Consider the following 16,477-nt stretch of genomic DNA (forward strand, 5'->3'; position numbering starts at 1 on the left):
GAGTGGTTTTTTTATAGAAAAGATCTGTAATTTTTTTATTATATTTCCCTTAACCCGCCATTGAGCCAAACGCCTGTTGGTGGCTGGTGTTCTATTGTCTTGATATAATTTTTCCAATCGTCTCACTCGGCATTGTTGGTGAAGAATCATCTTTCAAAAGTCCTGTTTCTGCTCTGCTAAAAAGTGATTGCATTATTAATTGTCTATCCTTTTCGTCAACTTTTGAGTCTTTGAGCAAGGACAAATAAAAATATGTCAAAGTATGTCTTTCTTCACAGTCACGAGATAAATGAAATGAGCTAAACATAAATTTTGTCAAAGCACGAATAGCATAGGCAATAAACGAAATCAAAGTTATATAGATAATTGACCATCTTATTGCTGCACTTCTATCATTACCAAACCAAGATTCATAGATTTGTTCTGGAGCTGTCCAAAGTATTTCTGCCAAAGACCAACAGGTGATACCAACAAGGACAATTATAAGTGTAAGTGCTATCCATCCTTGTGTTTTCAATTTACTTGCTCTGTCGTTCCAATATTTAGCTGGTTCTTCAAGTTTCAGTTTTTCACGATAAGTTTCTTCTAGTTCTTTTACTCTTTGTGTTGTTGGGTCATACCAATTTTGCCATTTCGTTGTTTTAATATCGTCAAACCAAGTGCTGAATTGCGAGTCTTTTTCAGCCTTTAGTTCGTCAATTTTCTTTATAAACTCTTCATATTTATCATTTGCGTTTTTGATATGGTCAACAACGACTTTTTCGGATTCAGATAAATACTTTTGAAAGTCGTTACGGATTTTTGAAATTGATGATTTTTCAGCATTTCTTCTTTCAACAATTTCAGAAGTATCTTTTTGGCTAAATTCATAGGCCAACAATGCTCCAAAAAATGAATCTTTATTATTGATATTAAAATTATTACCAATGAGAAAAATATATGCACCTTGAAAATATCGTGGGCTTTCCTTATGAACCTTTATTAAGAATTCTGTCTCAGGAATATTGTATGGTAATGGGAAATTATTTGTGCTAGTAAAAAGTCTTTGCACATTTCTCCAATAACTTGTCAAATTGCTGCCAGCTTGATTGTGATAATTATTAAGAAATTGAATTATAGAAGTTTTTAATTGGTTGAAATATGTCTTAGAATTTTCCAGTTCTCTTGGTAAAGACGTTTCAATTTTATTCCAGCCGTCAATTTGTTGATTTATATATTCATAAATTGCAGTCAAGCCAACTACTTTTTGATTCACACCAACGTAATTAAAATTGAAAGTCACAGAAATGTTCTTAAACCAATCTGGGTCTGTAGTCTCTGCTATTTTCTTCTTAAATTCTGTATTAGTCATTACGTTATTTTGTATATGTTTCGTTCGTTTTACACTTGCCACCAACGGTCTCGTATAACCGTCAGTTACGGGGTTAAAGATAATGATTTTCGGTTAAGAACTGATGTTAGCAATTCCGAGTGGATTCGGACGTAGTCGAATCCGCCGTAATTGCGGTTATACATTGTTGTAACACGTTTTTTATATGTCTTCATTTATAGCAATCAGCATTAATCCTTCCAATGTGTATCGACGATAGAACTTCATAAATGCCATAAAAAAAGTATAGTTGATAAGACCAATTAAAATCAATGTCCATATGTTAAGTTCCAAATAATCAGTAAAAATCATAATTCCAGATACAAACCAAAAAGCTACAGTTGTTATTAAGCAAAGAACTCTTAAAAAGCCATAAAGTGACACATAATTAACCATTTTGAACTGATGGTTTTTAGAATGTTCAAAGGTGTAATGAGCAAAAATCCTGAAAAAATCATAACCTCTGATTTTCTTTACCTCTTGATTACCAGTTTTGTTTTTAAATAATTTATTTACAAGAGTTATTCCTTTTTCTTTGATTACCTCAATTAAAAATGGGTCAAGCTTTCTCGTATAAAAGTTCTTAAATTTAAATAAGTCTCCAAGTATCAAATCAAAAACTGTAGTCGGTAATAATATAATTGGTAATAGAACTCTCCATAAGTTTGCTATACCTTTTGTCCAATATTTTTTCTTTTCAAATCCGAGTAAGTATTTTGAAGGATAGTCATATTTCCAATTTGCATACTTTTCGACTGTTATTGAGGAAATAAAGTTTATTAGATGTCCAATAGCATAGCTGATTATTACGAAAAAAAGGAATTGTTCAAGTTTTAAGTCAGAAGTGCTCGCTAGGAATTCAGATATTTTAAAAGTCCCACTATTGGTTTTTATATAATCTACAATTAAATAGAGATAAATCATTAGTGCACCTGGAACGAAATATCCGAGGAAATCGTAAAGTGAAAAAGGGTTTTGTTTTATCATCTCAATTTTTTTCCAAATGTGTTACAACGTTTTGCGTATTGGCGATAGTGGCGGATTAGAAGGCCAAAACTTTCAATTTTGCACTAAGCTAAGCAACAGCCTTTTATTATTTTCTAAATTTATGAAAAAAGGAAATATAAAAGGCTGTTGCGACAAAAAAAGGAGAAACTTTCAATTTCTCCCTTAAACCGCCATTTCGCCAATACGGTGTTGAACTAAACCTTCGGTAGCTTTTCCGTTAGAAACCATATATTTAGGGTGTTAAAAAATCAAAATTATGGTAACTAAAAAAAATCTCCGGAGCAGTTAAGAGCAAACAAATACCTGAATCGCGCTTGTAGTGAAATTAATGGTTTCTCTGAACTTTTGCAACGATTCGAACGAAATATTTCTATTTTAGGTCGAAGTAAACGCACGTTCGATAATTATTCACGCCATGTAGCTGCCATGGCACTTCATTTTGGCTGTTTACCTACCGAATTAGATCCCGAACAGGTTAAAGATTATCTTTTTGAACTACAACAACGTTCCAATTCTCCTTCTCAATCGTATTTTAAACACACGGTTTACGGTCTTCGATTCCTTTTAAAAACTGAAAATCTACCGTACGATTATCTTCATTTGCCATCTATTCCTAAAGAGAAAAAACTTCCTGTTATTTTAAGTCGGGAAGAAATTTGGAAGCTGCTTCAACATGCGGATTTACTTAAACATCGCCTTTTAATTGGATTGATTTACAGTTGTGGACTTCGTTGTATGGAAGTTCGAAATATTGAACTCAAACATCTCGATTTCGATAGAAAACTCCTTCATATCGTTCAAAGTAAAGGGAAGAAGGATCGTTATGTTCCACTTTCTGATCATATCATTCGAGGAATTAAAAAATATATTTCAGTTGAACATCCTACTACATTTTTATTTACAGGAAACACTAAAGATTCCAAAGGATTTGATTCGCGTTATAGCCAACGTGGCGTTCAATGGGCGATTCAATCGGTTTGTAAAAAGGCTGGAATTTTAAAAGATGTACACACGCATACCTTGCGCCACAGTTATGCTACCCATTTGTTGGAAGATGGTGTAAATATTCTTCAGGTTCAGAAACTGATGGGGCACGAGCGCATCGAAACTACGATGGAATACTTGCATGTTTGTCAATTGGAGCAACAAAAAGTACACAGTCCGCTTGATACCGTTTTTGCGCTATGCAGCCGCAATGGGAAGTAGCTGATGTGCTGAGAAAAGTTGATTTATCCCATCAAAACTTCACAGTTCATCAAGAGAAAACACTTCGCGCATTAACGCTTTGTCGAACTGCTGCTTTGGGCGGACATGTAGATGCTTGTGATGCTTGCGGAACTATCAGCATCAGTTACAACAGTTGTCGCAATCGGCACTGTCCAAAATGTCAAGGTCATAAACGCGAAGAATGGATTCAAGCTCGCGAACATGATTTATTGCCCTGTTCGTATTATCATGTAGTTTTCACTTTGCCCGATACGCTTAATGGATTAGCGATTCATCAACCACAATTGATTTATAAAATTTTGTTTGAATCGGTTTGGGCAACGCTTTCTCAGTTCGGAAGAACCGAAAATATGTATTTAGGAATGATTGCTATTCTACATACTTGGGGACAAAATTTGAGTTTGCATCCGCATTTACATTGTATTGTTCCTGGTGGTGGAATTGATAGAAATGGAAAATGGAAACGCAAAATAAAAACTGATAAATATTTATTTTGTGTAAAAGCATTGAGCAAGGTTTTTCGAGCCAAATATGTCGCACTGTTGCGTAAAGAAAGGTTAGCTAATCAGCAATTATATGATGAGCTGTTTACTAAAAATTGGGTGGTTTATGCCAAACGTCCTTTTGGTGGACCAAAGCAAGTAATCGAATATTTAGGACGATATACGCACAAAGTGGCAATTAGTAACCATCGTATTAAAAACGTAAGCCAACAAGAAGTTACTATTAGTTACAAAGATTATAAAGATAACAGCAAAACCAAAGAGCTCACACTTAAGAATGAAGAATTTACTCGTCGATTTAGTTTACATATTCTGCCTAAACGCTTTGTTCGAATCAGGCATTACGGCATTTTAAGTAGTAGTTGGAAACGCGGTAAACTACAACAACTACAAGAAGATTTAAATATCATCCGACCGATAGTTGAACCGAAAACCCAACATAGAAAATGTTCTTGTTGCAAGGTCGGCAATCTAGTTACGTTACATGTTTTTGGACAAAGAGGACCGCCAAAAGCGTATCTTATCGGAAATACACTTGCGCCTGTGAATTAACTTTTACGGGTAAGGGAACTTGTGTTTGGTTGAATCGAAAAACAACAAAAAACGATTGAAACAGCACAATTTCAACCACAAAAAAAGCAGTAATCCTAAAATTACTGCTCGTATATCTTAAAGTCATACTTCGACAACTCCATAATACTTTATTAGCTTCCTACGGTTCCGTTCAACGGGCTTTCATCTCGTGCCCTCCGGGCAAGACGAAAGCTTAGTTATTATCGGTAGTGGCTTTATCAGTTGCTTTATTGAGTGGGGGATTGTTAGATCTTTTGCATTTTTGTTTGGCTTTTGTGTCGTTGGAAAAATGCAAATGTGCTAACAATTGATTGGAAAGTTTATATTAAGTTTTCTGTCAATTCTATACTTTCAATTTTTTGTTGTACTAATAATTTTGTCAAAGCATTTACTACATTCCACATCAAAACAGGTGGCACAGCATTCCCAATTGCTCGATATTTTCTGTTATCAGAAACGCTGTCTAATTTAAATGACAATGGAAACGATTGAATACAAGCAGCTTCTCGTGGTGTAAAACGTCTGTAACGTTCGCCAACCATTAGAACAGGGTCGGTTCCGTTTAGGCTGACTTTTGCTAAATGTGAAGTTATTGTATTACAAGGTTCATTTAAGTCTTGAACTCTCCCTTTATTCATTTTTTCTCTAACTCGCAACATTCCTTCAACTGCTCTTTGGCTGAAAAACCATTTTTCATCTTTGTCCGCCTTTTTATCAATGACTTGTTTCAAAACAATTTTCGAACCGTTTAAGGTGTTTGGTTGTGGAAATTTAAAATTGGAATAGTCGTTAAAATCTCTAAAACCTATGATAAATATACGTTCACGTTTTTGTGGCACTCCAAATTCCGAAGCATTTAAAAGTTTGTAATGAATGTGATAACCTGCTTTTTCAAATTCTTTTATAATTAATGGGAATGCTTTACCCTTGTTAGCTGAAAGCAATCCTTTAACATTTTCTCCTACGAAAAAACGTGGCTGTTTTTCTTTCAAAACCTTTACCATCTCAAAAAATAGTTGTCCTCTTTCATCTTTATATCCCAATCTTGGTGGATTTTGGGCACTGATAGAAAATGATTGACAAGGAAAACCACCCAACAAAATATCGTGGTCTGGAACTTCGCTCGGTACAATATCCCGAACATCTTTTGTTTCGCATTTATGCGAAAAATTGTCATTGTAAATTTTTGTTGCATACGGATCATTATCAACTGCGTAAACAACTTCAAAAGGCAATTCAGCATAATGCTTGTCAAGGAAATTAAAACCTCCTTGAATGCCTAAATCCATTCCTCCGCAACCGCAGAAAAGCGAAGCAACCTTTAATTTGTTATCTCCAGAAGTCTGTGCCATTGTCCTGACGTTTTAGAAAATTCAACAACTAAATTTTTATCAATTTTCAGATTGCCTGAATTGAATTGTTTAACTGGATTTTGAATAACGAAGATATTTTTGCCCTCGTCGTTAATTACCAAATAATACACAAAATATCTATCTCCCAACGTTTCTGCTGTGTCCCATTCGTTAGGTGTAAGTTTGAAGCGATTATTGTTAATTGCCTTTCTCGATTTGGTGGTTTTTACTTCAATGTATCGTTTGTTTTTCTCAATTTCGATACTTTGTAAATCGTAACCCACTCCAAGCGGTGTAGGAATTTTATTAATTAAATGCTGACGGTTTGAACCCTCTTTTGTTCTCAAATATTCGTGTGCCAAAATCAATGTTTCGCCATAATCGCCAAATATTTTTGTAGGAACTTTTCTATCATCTCTCATTCGTGAGTAATACTCTTGAATAAGTGCAGATATGTTTTCGGCTTCTCGTTCTTCTAAATGTGGTGCAAATGCTTCGATATTGTCAAAACTGTTTACAAAGTCAAACCAAACTTCTTCTAAAGCTCCAATTTCTGGATTTGTAATTACGTCTGTATTGTAGAATTTGTCGTATTCATCAAACCAAACATCATTTAATAAATGATAATTGATTGCTTCTTTATTTTCGTCATTCAAATAGTAATAGTAACCTGTTCCCTTGTGTTGCAAAAGGTTGGCTAAAACCATATAATCCAAAATATCGCCTGCATAACGATTGATGTCGCCTTTTGATGGAAATTCGCCTGTACGCTCGTTTCTTAATGCTTCGTAATCGTATTCATATTCGACTTTTTCTTTTCTGTTTTCCAGAATAAGTTTTGCGACTTCTTTTGCTTGTCTTTTACCTGTTGTAACACGCAAATCAAAATAAGCACATTGGGTTAGTTCTTCTGCTGTTACGCTAAAAGGTTTTCCTAAAAGTTTTTCGCCCTCAATTAGCAAATTGAGAATAAATTGACAAGGTTTGAATTTTATACCTGCTTCAATTTGCTTAATTACATTTTGGGATTTAATATGTCCGCCCGGATATTGGAACGAAAACAAAAAGTAATTAAAAAACTCGTCTAAATATTGATTGTTAGCAAGTCGTTTTGCCATTATACTTGGTTGAGAATATCCGTTTGTTTCTTGAATGAAACCAAACAATGCTGAAATTTCAGTCCGCCAATTATCTATTGTTTTTTGTGTTGATGTTGCATTTTTTTTGAATCCAAATAAAACTCTGTTCAGTTCGTTTTTAAAGTCATTATTTGGTAAAACAGCTATTTCAGAAATAGAGGTTGCTACATACAACAAAACTTCCTCCACATCATTTTTAAAACGTGGTCTGACGTGGTGCAAACGGAAAAAATATTCGTCTGGTATTCTGTATGTTTTTATTTCGCTCATAGATATTTCTTAATTTCTTTTGCTAATACCTTTGCCAAAATTGGTGGAACAGCATTGCCAACTTGTTTATACTGGCTCGTTTTACTTCCTAAAAACACAAATGTGTCGGGGAAAGATTGTATCCTGGCACTTTCTCTGACAGTTGGTACACGGTTGTATTTATAATGAAAATGATGTCTGTGTCCTGTATCAATCGTGAAGCTAGGTTTTTTGCTGTTTAATCTCGTCCATGCAATATTTACGTTTCTTGTTTTTCGTAATTCTTCGGGTAAATCTTTATAATTTCCACCATCTGGAACTAACGAAATAATACTTGTCGTTTGTTCGCTGTGGTTTGTGATTTCGTGGTTGTAAATACCTTCGGATTCTCCTCTTATTAGTTTTTGATATTCAGATTTTGGTTCTGTTTTGTATTTCGTTCCGTCAATCAAAGACTTTTCAGGTAAATCAGAAATTGCATCTTTTGCACTTACTGGATTTTCGATTGTTGGTTCGGGAAAAATAAATTCTTTATTGTTTTTTGTGCCGACAAAAAACGCTCTTCTTCTGTTTTGTGGAACACCAAATTCAGAAGCTAATAAAACTTTATAAACCACAGTATAACCAAGTTTTTCAAAGTCGTCTATGATACTATCTTTCACAACACCTTTTCCCATTGAAACAATGTTAGGTACATTTTCCATTAGAAAAACTTTGGGTTGATAGAATTTCACAAAACTTACAAACGATTTATAAAGTTGATTACGTTCATCATCAATAATTCTTTTTCCTGCAATGGAAAATCCTTGACAAGGTGGTCCACCAATAATTACATCAATGGCTTTAATTCCTGTCTGTTTTGAAATTTCTCTTGGTGTTTCTGTAAATAAATCAGCAACAATTCCTTTTGCGTTTTTATGTGTATTTTCAAAAGTTCTAATAGCATCTTGCCAATGGTCAATACCCAAAAGCACATCATATCCTGCTTCGATGAACCCATAAGAAAGCCCACCGCAACCGCAAAATAAGTCTATTACTGTTGGTTTATTTTTCATTGTCAAAATTGATTTCTCCTTGTTTTGTGTTTATGTTCTTCAAATAATTTACTTTTTCTTCGGCAACCATTAACGTTTCAGTTGGACAATTATAAGCATACATTTTTTTTGCGAATTGGTCGCCAAAATATTCGATTTTCAATTGGTCAATGTCAAGATTGAAAGCGTTTGCTAATTTCTCTAATCGCTTTTCGTCAAATTCTCTTTTTCCGTTTTCTATTTTACTCAAATTTGCAGAGTCAAGGTCGAGTTGAAATGCAAGTTGAGTTAAGGTCAAACCGTTGTTTGTCCTTAGTTGTTTTATGTATTCTCCAAATGTTGCTTTCATATACTTGCAAATTAAAACTTGTCAATTTATGACAAATTTAGCTAATTATTTTAGTTCTACAAGTTTTTGAATCAATTTTTCGGAATATGGGTGGTGGTTGGCTTGGGTGCGGTTGGGAAAAATTAAATGTGGTGCAAAAGCGTTGGATTGTGCGGTGGCTTTCACCTCTTTTAATTTTTGCGAAGTGTTGGCAAATTTCGTTTTTTTAGTTGATTGATTTTGTGTCGGTGCGTTCAAATGCCATTACCGATAACTTTATTATACACGAAAGTAATCAATTATTTTCAAATCTCAATAAAATGTTAAATATTTCATGCAAAGCATTACAATAACAAGAAATGAGGTTATAAAAAATATTGCGCATTTTATATAATCGTAAATTCTATATTACGCAAGTATTATATAAAATACGCATATAATTAATTTTTGTAAATAAGATTTTATAAAAAAACTTAGTATAGAAAATAAAAATTTAATATGTAATTGCGGATAACGGAACAATTAGGTATATATAAAAAGCGAGATATATCAATTATCTCGCTTTTTATTTTTTAAAACATTCTCATGTGTTTCTTCATCAATAACAGTAATGTTTTTATCAATGTAGGTTACCTTCTTTTCACCGTATTCGTGATTGTGTGTATGATAATGCACTGATCTATCTATATTAAAAAACGGCTTTTTATCTTCTTTATAGTAGTCTTTGCCATAATTTCTTCCAAAGAACAAATCAAAAAGGCCAGTGAATAAGTAATACCCACCAGCTACACATATTATAAAGAAAACAATTAAAAATATAAATGCCATAACCAAATGTACATAAAAAAATAATGCATAATATGCATATTTATTATTTAGAATGATTATAAATAACTATATTTGTTATGATATTAATATATGATTATGAGTGGGTTAAATAGTAATGATAGAGAATTACTTAGAAGATTAACCGAAAGGTTAAATCTAATTGAATCAAACGCTAAACGCATTGATGAGTTGCCTTATAAATCCAAGATAGGTAACTCGGACAAATTGCATATTTCTGAAAATGGCATCTCAAAATATATTACGGTTCAAGAGCTTTTATCAGCTATTGAAACAAGAAAGTACGACCATATACTTTATATAAACGGATTGCGAATATCTGGAAACGAATTACAAATTGATGGAGCAGGGTGGACAATATTAGAGCTTGTTTACAATTTAACAGAACCCTTTATAAAAAATGTTCCGTATGCAGCTCAAGGATTTGTACGTACAGACATCGTTATAGCAAACACGGAAAACAACCTTGAAGTTATTTTTGGAGATGAAAACGAAGGTATTTCATTCGCACCGCCAATTCCACCAAATACTGTTTTGGTTACCACTTTAGATGTAACGGATAATTCTATAAACAACACACCAGCTCCAATTGGTGGCGATGATTATAAATCAAAAATAGAAAACCGCTCAGTTGTTGTTTCAACTCCAAATACTATCAATTCTTTATTACTTGACACGGAAGCATCACACATTATTATAACTGCAGCTTCAAAAGTTGAGAGTTTAAATATCTCACAAAACAACAATGCATATCCAGGTAAAATATACAAGATAACTAATGAGCAAAGTAAATACTTAACGCTTGTTAATTCATCAACAGCTGTCGAAATTGGAAATACAAAATTTAAGTTTGTTTCAAATAGAGATTATTACTTATTACCAGGAGAAACAGTAGAATTTTATTTATCCGAAAATTTAAATACACTTGTTTTTTTAGGGACTAATAGACCGATTGAAAACAGCATAACAATTAACGCAAATACTACACTAACAAACGCACATCATGGTGCTACGTTATACGTTTTAGCGAATGTTAATTTAACGTTTTCAGCACCTTCGGTTTTAGTACCCGATTTTGAGGTAGCAATTAAAACACATACAGCTGGAGTAGCAAATATAATTACAACGGGTTGGGTGGTTTCTGCACCAGATGGAAAAAAATTAGATGTTAATACAATGGGATTTATTGGACGTATTCCTAATACGGATACACTTAGCTTCGGAGGGGCATTTTCACAATGAATTTAATTAAAAAAGTAATTTTCAGCACACCAAATTTAAAACCAAACACCTTTATTGGTGGTGTGGCGTCTGTAATTAATTCAAAAACAGAGCTATCTAATCGCTTAAATATTTCAGAAAATAATATTAAAGGTTTTAAAGTAATTAACAACGACATTCAATTTAATATCGTCGGAAATTTAGATTTTAGTTTATCTGCGTTTGCTAATATAACAACAGCGACTTACCTGCGCTCAAATGCTAATATTATAAATGTAAGGTCGGTGGGAAATAGTAGTTTTTTGTATTTTAATGAAGTTGTGTTAAACTCAAGTTTAATAACTGAATTTAGATCAAGTGCTTTCGTTAATTTAATAAACTTAAATAATTTTAATCTAATAGATTTTAAAGGCAACCTGCAAGGTTACACATTTGAAAATTCAGGAGCAATCGGTTCTGATATAACCGTAGAATGTAAGCACATGAGTTTTAATAACTTTGTAAATGCTAAATTTAAGAAAATAAGATTACCTCAATTAGAGTCAATGGGTAGGTCTAATAGGACTTTTTATTCTCAAAACTTTTCAGGGTGCCAATATGTAGAATTGATTTCAATGCGAAAGCTAAAGTTAATGTACGGTAATGAGAATACCGCAGCGCAGGGTACTTATTCAAACTTCGCAGCTGTTAAATTAGGGTGTACAATAGAAGTAAATATAGCTTTAGCAACTTCATGGAATGGAGGTATGCCACCAGATTTAACATTTGCGAAAACAAATCGACAAGCAATCGTTAAATTTTACGACGATGCAGGAAATTACGTATCAACTTTATAACCAAATAATCTATATAAAAATGGCAATATTACGATCAACCACCCCATTACCGTATGATGCTCAAAAAAGCGCACGTACTGCAATTATTCAAACAGTAATTGGAGAAATGATAAAAGATAGCAATCAAAAAACATATCGAGTAGATGTTCAGAATTTTAGAATTGAAACTGATGATACAGGTTTTGAAACACCAACTCCAATTGACAGCAAACAACCTTATTTTTTGACTTATGAAGAAGTCGATGCAGCAAGAATGAGCTATAAACAAGGTGCTCAATTAACATCTGAAGAAGAAGATGAGTTAACAGAACAAGTTGCTCTTAAAATTCAGCAACAACATCCACCATTCTTTAGTACAGCTGAAGATTGGGTAATTGTAAAACAAGATAAACCAACTGAGTAATGGAAAAACGCATTTTAAAATTAGAACTCATTTTGGCCTTATTTCTGTTTTTTATACCGGTTGTTTTAATTGGAGTAACTAACGAAATAAGACCATCAATAAGTGATTATGCTTACTCCAAATCAAATGATGTTTTCACTGCATTACTAACCATTGCTGGAGCTTTGTTTATTTACAACGGAGTTATTAATCGTGAAAAATGGTACAACATTGTTTTAGGTTGCTCTCTAATCGGAATTGGAGTTACACCACATTTAGATTATGCTGTTTTACATTATTCATTTGCAGCTTTATTTTTTATCGGTTCTATAGCGGTAATGATTATTTATTCAAGCCAACAGCAACGGTTTTTAAAAGTAATGTTGGCCCTGATCGTGTTAACTGCTTTAATTGGGTGTTTTGCTTTTAAATGGTATTCATTATTAGTTGCAGAATGGATAGGACTAATACCAATTGCTGTTCATTTTATTGGTGAAAGCACACAGAAATTAGATTAAAAGAACCGCTAAATCACCAAAAAAAAAATATAAGTAATGAAAATATTAGAAGTAATTAAAGTGTTACCAGGAGTTTTTGATTGGTACTTTAAACTAACTCCGTTAAAACGCATTCAACTAAATTATATAGTATTAATAGCAGTACTCTTAACACTATTTTATTACAATGATTCAAATCATAGAGAAAATAATATGGCTCTTACCAATAGAATTGATTCTGTCAACATTAATCGTGCTATTGAGCAAGAAAAATATACAAAGCAACTGGAGTATTATACTGAAAAATTCAATTCATTACTTGAAAGGCTTATTCACCAAAGAAACGAATCAGAAACTAAAAAAGTAGAATCATGAAAACAGCAATTACAATCTTAGGAGCAGTTATGCTAGGCTTAGTTTTCTTTGTTCCATCAACACCCGTTGATTATCCTACCGAAGAAATAATCAAGCAACGAGAAGAAATTGTTCAGAAAGAGCAAAGAATAAATTCTATGATTAAAATTATAGAATTACAAATGGAGTTAGAATCTAATTATTTAGAAAAGTAAGAAATGGGATTATTAACTATTTTTCCTTCAGCTGGTCATCATTTAAATGATCCCGGAGCGGTTTATCATGGTTATACCGAAGCATCTTTAATGATTATGTTTAGAAATAAACTAACTAAAATTTTAGATGATTTAGGCTATAAATTTATTATAGATAAAGATCATGAAACCAACACGCAGTATCAAAATAGAATTAAACCTGGTGTCGGTTCCGTTATTGCAGACTATCATGCCAACGCTGCTTTAAATCAAAATGCAAGTGGTGTAGAATGTTTTGTGTCTGACAATCCAACTGTCAATAGCTTAAAAATGGCTAATGAATTATGTGCAGTAACTGCAGAAATATTAAACATTCCCAATCGCGGTGTTAAAAAACCAAGCGAAACTGCAAGGGGAACAATTGGAATTTTAAAGAAACCAGGAACTGTTGTTTTATGTGAGCTTTTCTTTTTATCTAATAAAAATGATTTAGAAAAGTTTTTGAAAAATATTGATGCTTTAGCTAATGCTCATGCATATATTTTGGCTAAATATGAAGACTTGATTCCGTAGATATGACAAAGTATATCAGATTAATAATCATAGTAGGTATTTTTGCTCTTATAGCTTCATTAACCTACACTTGTAAACGTTTGGAAAAATCACAAGCAGAAGTTTCTCGCCTGTCAGAAAATGCAAAACAAAAACTACATGCAGATAGTTTGAAGTTTAGCTCTGAAATTTTAAAACGTGCTGAATTTGAAGAGTATTTAGAATATCAAAACAAAGAGCTTAAGCGCTTGTTGGCTAAAGAAAAAATTAATACAAGAAAGGTTGAACGTGTTATTATTACGGAAACAGAATATATTGATAGAGATACTTCGATAGTTAATCTCGATAGTATTAAAAAGTCAATACTTGCTAATTTACCAACGAAACAAAATTTTGAGCTTATTGATAGCTGTAGCACAATTAAAGGACATGTTGGTTTTGACGGTACTGTGTTAGATTTAAAAATTACTGAAAAGCAGTTTAATAATAAAATAGATGTCGTTTTGTACAAACAAAGGCGCCAATGGAAGTTTTTAGGAATCAAAACAAGACTATTTGGTAAGCGAGAAGTGACCGCTAGAGTATTTGACCAATGTGGTCAATCTTCAACCCAAGAAATTGTTGTAAAATAATTTAACGTACATATACCGTACAAAAAAATAAAACAAAAACATATAATAAGCTTAAAAACAGTGTTTTAACAAATAAAAAAGGAGAACTTAAAGTTCTCCTTTTTTATTTTGATAATCAACAAACGCTTTAAAATCAGACGATGAAGGCAATTCAAATATTTCTAAATCAAAATATTTAACTGATGCCAAAATGTGGTCAAAAATATCACCAACAATATGTTCGTAATTTTTCCAAACTTTATCTTTACTAAAAGCATAAATTTCTAACGGAATCCCTTTTTCTGTTGGTTGTAAATGCCTTACAATAAGCATTAAATCATGGTTAAGCACTTGTTGTTTTTCTAAATATTCTGTAATATATTTTCTAAACAATCCAAAGTTGGTTAAGTTCCGTCCGTTAATTAGTAAACTTTTGTCAACATTATTGCGCTGATTAAATTTTAAAATATCACGTTGCCGATGCTCAATATAATTTGTTATTAAACTAATTTTTTTATAGTAATCAAGTTCTTCATCTTTTACAAATCGAATAGAATTTTCTTTAATAAAAATATGGCGTTTGATACGGCGTCCGCCTGAATCAAACATACCGCGCCAATTTACAAATGAATCAGAAATTAAGCTGTAAGTTGGAATGGTAGTAATGGTATTGTCAAAATTTCGAACTTTAACCGTAGCTAAATTAATTTCATTTACAAACCCGTCTGCTCCGTATTTTTCTAAAGTAATCCAATCTCCAATGCGCACTAAATCGTTTGCAGAAACTTGTAAGCTAGCAACAAAGCCCAAAATGGTATCTTTAAAAATTAAAATAACTATGGCAGAAACAGCACCGAACGAAGCCAATATAGCGCGCATATCAACATCAAACAACGTTAAAATAATAGAAAAGAAGCCAAATAGCCATATTATAATTGCAACAACTTGAATGTAACTGTCAATCGGCTTGTCTTTATATCTATCTATTTCTTTTAACTGATCTTTAAAGGCTTTTAATAAACTGGTTAATATAAAAATAACAACAAAAATGGTTGTAATGTTTAATATTTTAAGGTAAATAACCTGTAAAGTTTCATGATTGTAAAGTAAATAAGGTGCTATTTTATATAAAAAATATAGCGGCGCAATACGAGCGGTATTTCTAAAAAAACGATTTTTTACTAAAAAATCATCAAATTGAAATGCAGTTTTATCCGAAACATATTCGGTAATATACAACAACCCGGTTCTACATAAAATACGCAAAAGATAAGCGATAATTAAAACCAGAATGGAGTTAATAAATAAACCTATATAATCGGCATAATAATCAGTTAATCCAAAATGTGTGAGTAATTGTGGTATTTTCTGAAAAAGATCTAGCATAATTAAGCATTTTTGCAATATTTATATTCAACCCAAAACGTTGCGAAGGGTAGAAGAGATGCTAAAAAAATTAAAGCTACGTCTTTAAACGACCATTTTTGGGGTTTAATTAATAGCACTGCTAAAACAATATAAACAATAAAAAATAAACCATGAATCCAACCAAACGGTTTTAATAAAGTTTGGTACATATCTGGAAAAAAATATTTATTGATAAACATGTTGTAAAAAAGTAAAATCCAAGAAATCCCTTCTAAAAAAGCAATAATTTTAAATTGTTTAAGCATTTTTTTATTAGTTTGAGTTAAAACTCAAAAATAGAATTTCTTTTTTGTTTAACCGTTAAAATATACAAAAAAAGCCCACAAAATAGTGGGCTTTTTTTATTATGTAAAATAGAATTATGCTTGAAACTTTTTGAATAATTTATTGTATTCACGTAAGTCAGCAATATTCGTTTTATTTTCTAAATCCAATAATAAGGAAATAAAGTAATCTAAGCTTTCTAAATTATTTTCTGTTGATAATTCAATTTCTTGTGTAATTTCTTCACCATCTTCAGATTCAAGAGGTTCATCATCTGGAATAGGAATTAAAAATGCATCATTTTCTTCAATATGTTCATAAGCTAAACGTAAAGCTTTAACTAACACAGGAATTTGAGCCTCTAAAGCATATTCGCGTAATTTTTTTAAATCAACTACTAAAGTTTGCGTAACAAGTCCGTTTTTAAATAAATCTTTCTGGATCTTATTAACTAATTTTTGTGCATTTGGATTCTCCACAGTAAAAATTGAATTAGATTATGTTCACAAA

20 protein-coding genes are annotated in these 16,477 nt (G+C 32.2%); 10 read left to right on the forward strand and 10 right to left on the reverse strand.

Annotation, left to right across the window (positions count from 1 at the left end; all coding sequences use genetic code 11):
• Positions 1–91: 91 nt before the first annotated feature.
• Entirely contained in the window at positions 92–1,351 is a 1,260-nt protein-coding gene (locus K5I29_RS04245) for a DUF6161 domain-containing protein (protein WP_264434610.1), read from the reverse strand.
• A gap of 180 nt (positions 1,352–1,531) precedes the next feature.
• Complete coding sequence (locus K5I29_RS04250; protein WP_264434611.1) at positions 1,532–2,356, reverse strand: hypothetical protein; 825 nt, start codon at positions 2,354–2,356, stop codon at positions 1,532–1,534.
• A 366-nt stretch (positions 2,357–2,722) separates the two neighbouring features.
• Between K5I29_RS04250 and K5I29_RS04255 the strand changes: the two genes are divergently transcribed.
• Entirely contained in the window at positions 2,723–3,583 is an 861-nt protein-coding gene (locus K5I29_RS04255; RefSeq protein WP_258204743.1) for a tyrosine-type recombinase/integrase, read from the forward strand.
• Positions 3,562–4,659, forward strand: coding sequence for an IS91 family transposase (locus tag K5I29_RS04260; protein ID WP_264434279.1), 1,098 nt, complete (start codon positions 3,562–3,564; stop codon positions 4,657–4,659). Before K5I29_RS04255 ends, K5I29_RS04260 begins: the two co-directional genes overlap by 22 nt.
• 341 nt (positions 4,660–5,000) lie before the next feature.
• On the opposite strand, the gene dcm is transcribed toward K5I29_RS04260, so the two are convergent.
• The 5 genes from dcm to K5I29_RS04285 form a co-directional block, all read right to left on the reverse strand.
• Positions 5,001–6,032 (reverse strand): DNA cytosine methyltransferase, encoded by a 1,032-nt coding sequence (gene dcm / locus K5I29_RS04265; protein ID WP_264434613.1) that lies wholly within the window; start codon positions 6,030–6,032, stop codon positions 5,001–5,003.
• On the reverse strand, positions 6,002–7,441 hold the full coding sequence (locus K5I29_RS04270; protein ID WP_264434614.1) for a protein NO VEIN domain-containing protein: 1,440 nt from the start codon (positions 7,439–7,441) through the stop codon (positions 6,002–6,004). The genes dcm and K5I29_RS04270 overlap by 31 nt, the downstream gene beginning before the upstream one ends.
• Entirely contained in the window at positions 7,438–8,475 is a 1,038-nt protein-coding gene (locus tag K5I29_RS04275; protein ID WP_264434615.1) for a DNA cytosine methyltransferase, read from the reverse strand. Before K5I29_RS04275 ends, K5I29_RS04270 begins: the two co-directional genes overlap by 4 nt.
• Positions 8,465–8,803: a helix-turn-helix domain-containing protein gene (locus tag K5I29_RS04280; RefSeq protein WP_264434616.1), complete on the reverse strand. Its 339-nt coding sequence runs from the start codon at positions 8,801–8,803 to the stop codon at positions 8,465–8,467. The genes K5I29_RS04275 and K5I29_RS04280 overlap by 11 nt, the downstream gene beginning before the upstream one ends.
• A 528-nt stretch (positions 8,804–9,331) precedes the next feature.
• Positions 9,332–9,610, reverse strand: coding sequence for a hypothetical protein (locus K5I29_RS04285; protein ID WP_264434617.1), 279 nt, complete (start codon positions 9,608–9,610; stop codon positions 9,332–9,334).
• Between the two features lie 96 nt (positions 9,611–9,706).
• On the opposite strand from K5I29_RS04285, the gene K5I29_RS04290 reads away from it, so the two are divergent.
• Genes K5I29_RS04290 through K5I29_RS04325 form a run of 8 tightly spaced genes read left to right on the forward strand, consistent with a single transcriptional unit; the run spans position 9,707 to position 14,296 of the window.
• Positions 9,707–10,870: a gp58-like family protein gene (locus K5I29_RS04290; protein ID WP_264434618.1), complete on the forward strand. Its 1,164-nt coding sequence runs from the start codon at positions 9,707–9,709 to the stop codon at positions 10,868–10,870.
• Positions 10,867–11,685, forward strand: a complete 819-nt coding sequence (locus K5I29_RS04295) for a hypothetical protein (RefSeq protein ID WP_264434619.1) — start codon at positions 10,867–10,869, stop codon at positions 11,683–11,685. Before K5I29_RS04290 ends, K5I29_RS04295 begins: the two co-directional genes overlap by 4 nt.
• Before the next feature lie 19 nt (positions 11,686–11,704).
• A complete protein-coding gene (locus K5I29_RS04300) occupies positions 11,705–12,088 on the forward strand; it encodes a hypothetical protein (protein ID WP_264434621.1) in 384 nt (127 codons plus the stop codon).
• Positions 12,088–12,585 carry a DUF7103 family protein gene (locus tag K5I29_RS04305; protein ID WP_264434622.1) on the forward strand — a complete coding sequence of 166 codons (498 nt, stop codon included), beginning with the start codon at positions 12,088–12,090 and terminating at the stop codon, positions 12,583–12,585. The genes K5I29_RS04300 and K5I29_RS04305 overlap by 1 nt, the downstream gene beginning before the upstream one ends.
• A 36-nt stretch (positions 12,586–12,621) precedes the next feature.
• A complete protein-coding gene (locus tag K5I29_RS04310; RefSeq protein WP_264434623.1) occupies positions 12,622–12,939 on the forward strand; it encodes a hypothetical protein in 318 nt (105 codons plus the stop codon).
• Entirely contained in the window at positions 12,936–13,133 is a 198-nt protein-coding gene (locus K5I29_RS04315) for a hypothetical protein (RefSeq protein WP_264434624.1), read from the forward strand. Before K5I29_RS04310 ends, K5I29_RS04315 begins: the two co-directional genes overlap by 4 nt.
• A 3-nt stretch (positions 13,134–13,136) precedes the next feature.
• A complete protein-coding gene (locus K5I29_RS04320; protein WP_264434625.1) occupies positions 13,137–13,685 on the forward strand; it encodes an N-acetylmuramoyl-L-alanine amidase in 549 nt (182 codons plus the stop codon).
• A gap of 2 nt (positions 13,686–13,687) precedes the next feature.
• Entirely contained in the window at positions 13,688–14,296 is a 609-nt protein-coding gene (locus tag K5I29_RS04325; RefSeq protein WP_264434626.1) for a hypothetical protein, read from the forward strand.
• A gap of 87 nt (positions 14,297–14,383) precedes the next feature.
• On the opposite strand, the gene K5I29_RS04330 is transcribed toward K5I29_RS04325, so the two are convergent.
• The 3 genes from K5I29_RS04330 to K5I29_RS04340 all read right to left on the reverse strand — a co-directional run bounded on the left by K5I29_RS04330 (position 14,384) and on the right by K5I29_RS04340 (position 16,446).
• On the reverse strand, positions 14,384–15,661 hold the full coding sequence (locus K5I29_RS04330) for a mechanosensitive ion channel family protein (RefSeq protein ID WP_264434627.1): 1,278 nt from the start codon (positions 15,659–15,661) through the stop codon (positions 14,384–14,386).
• 2 nt (positions 15,662–15,663) lie between these two features.
• Positions 15,664–15,948, reverse strand: coding sequence for a DUF3817 domain-containing protein (locus tag K5I29_RS04335; protein WP_264434628.1), 285 nt, complete (start codon positions 15,946–15,948; stop codon positions 15,664–15,666).
• A gap of 114 nt (positions 15,949–16,062) precedes the next feature.
• Positions 16,063–16,446, reverse strand: a complete 384-nt coding sequence (locus K5I29_RS04340; RefSeq protein WP_264434629.1) for a hypothetical protein — start codon at positions 16,444–16,446, stop codon at positions 16,063–16,065.
• Positions 16,447–16,477 lie beyond the last annotated feature (31 nt).

Source organism: Flavobacterium agricola (assembly GCF_025919725.1).
In the GTDB taxonomy this organism is placed as follows: Bacteria; Bacteroidota; Bacteroidia; order Flavobacteriales; family Flavobacteriaceae; genus Flavobacterium; species Flavobacterium agricola.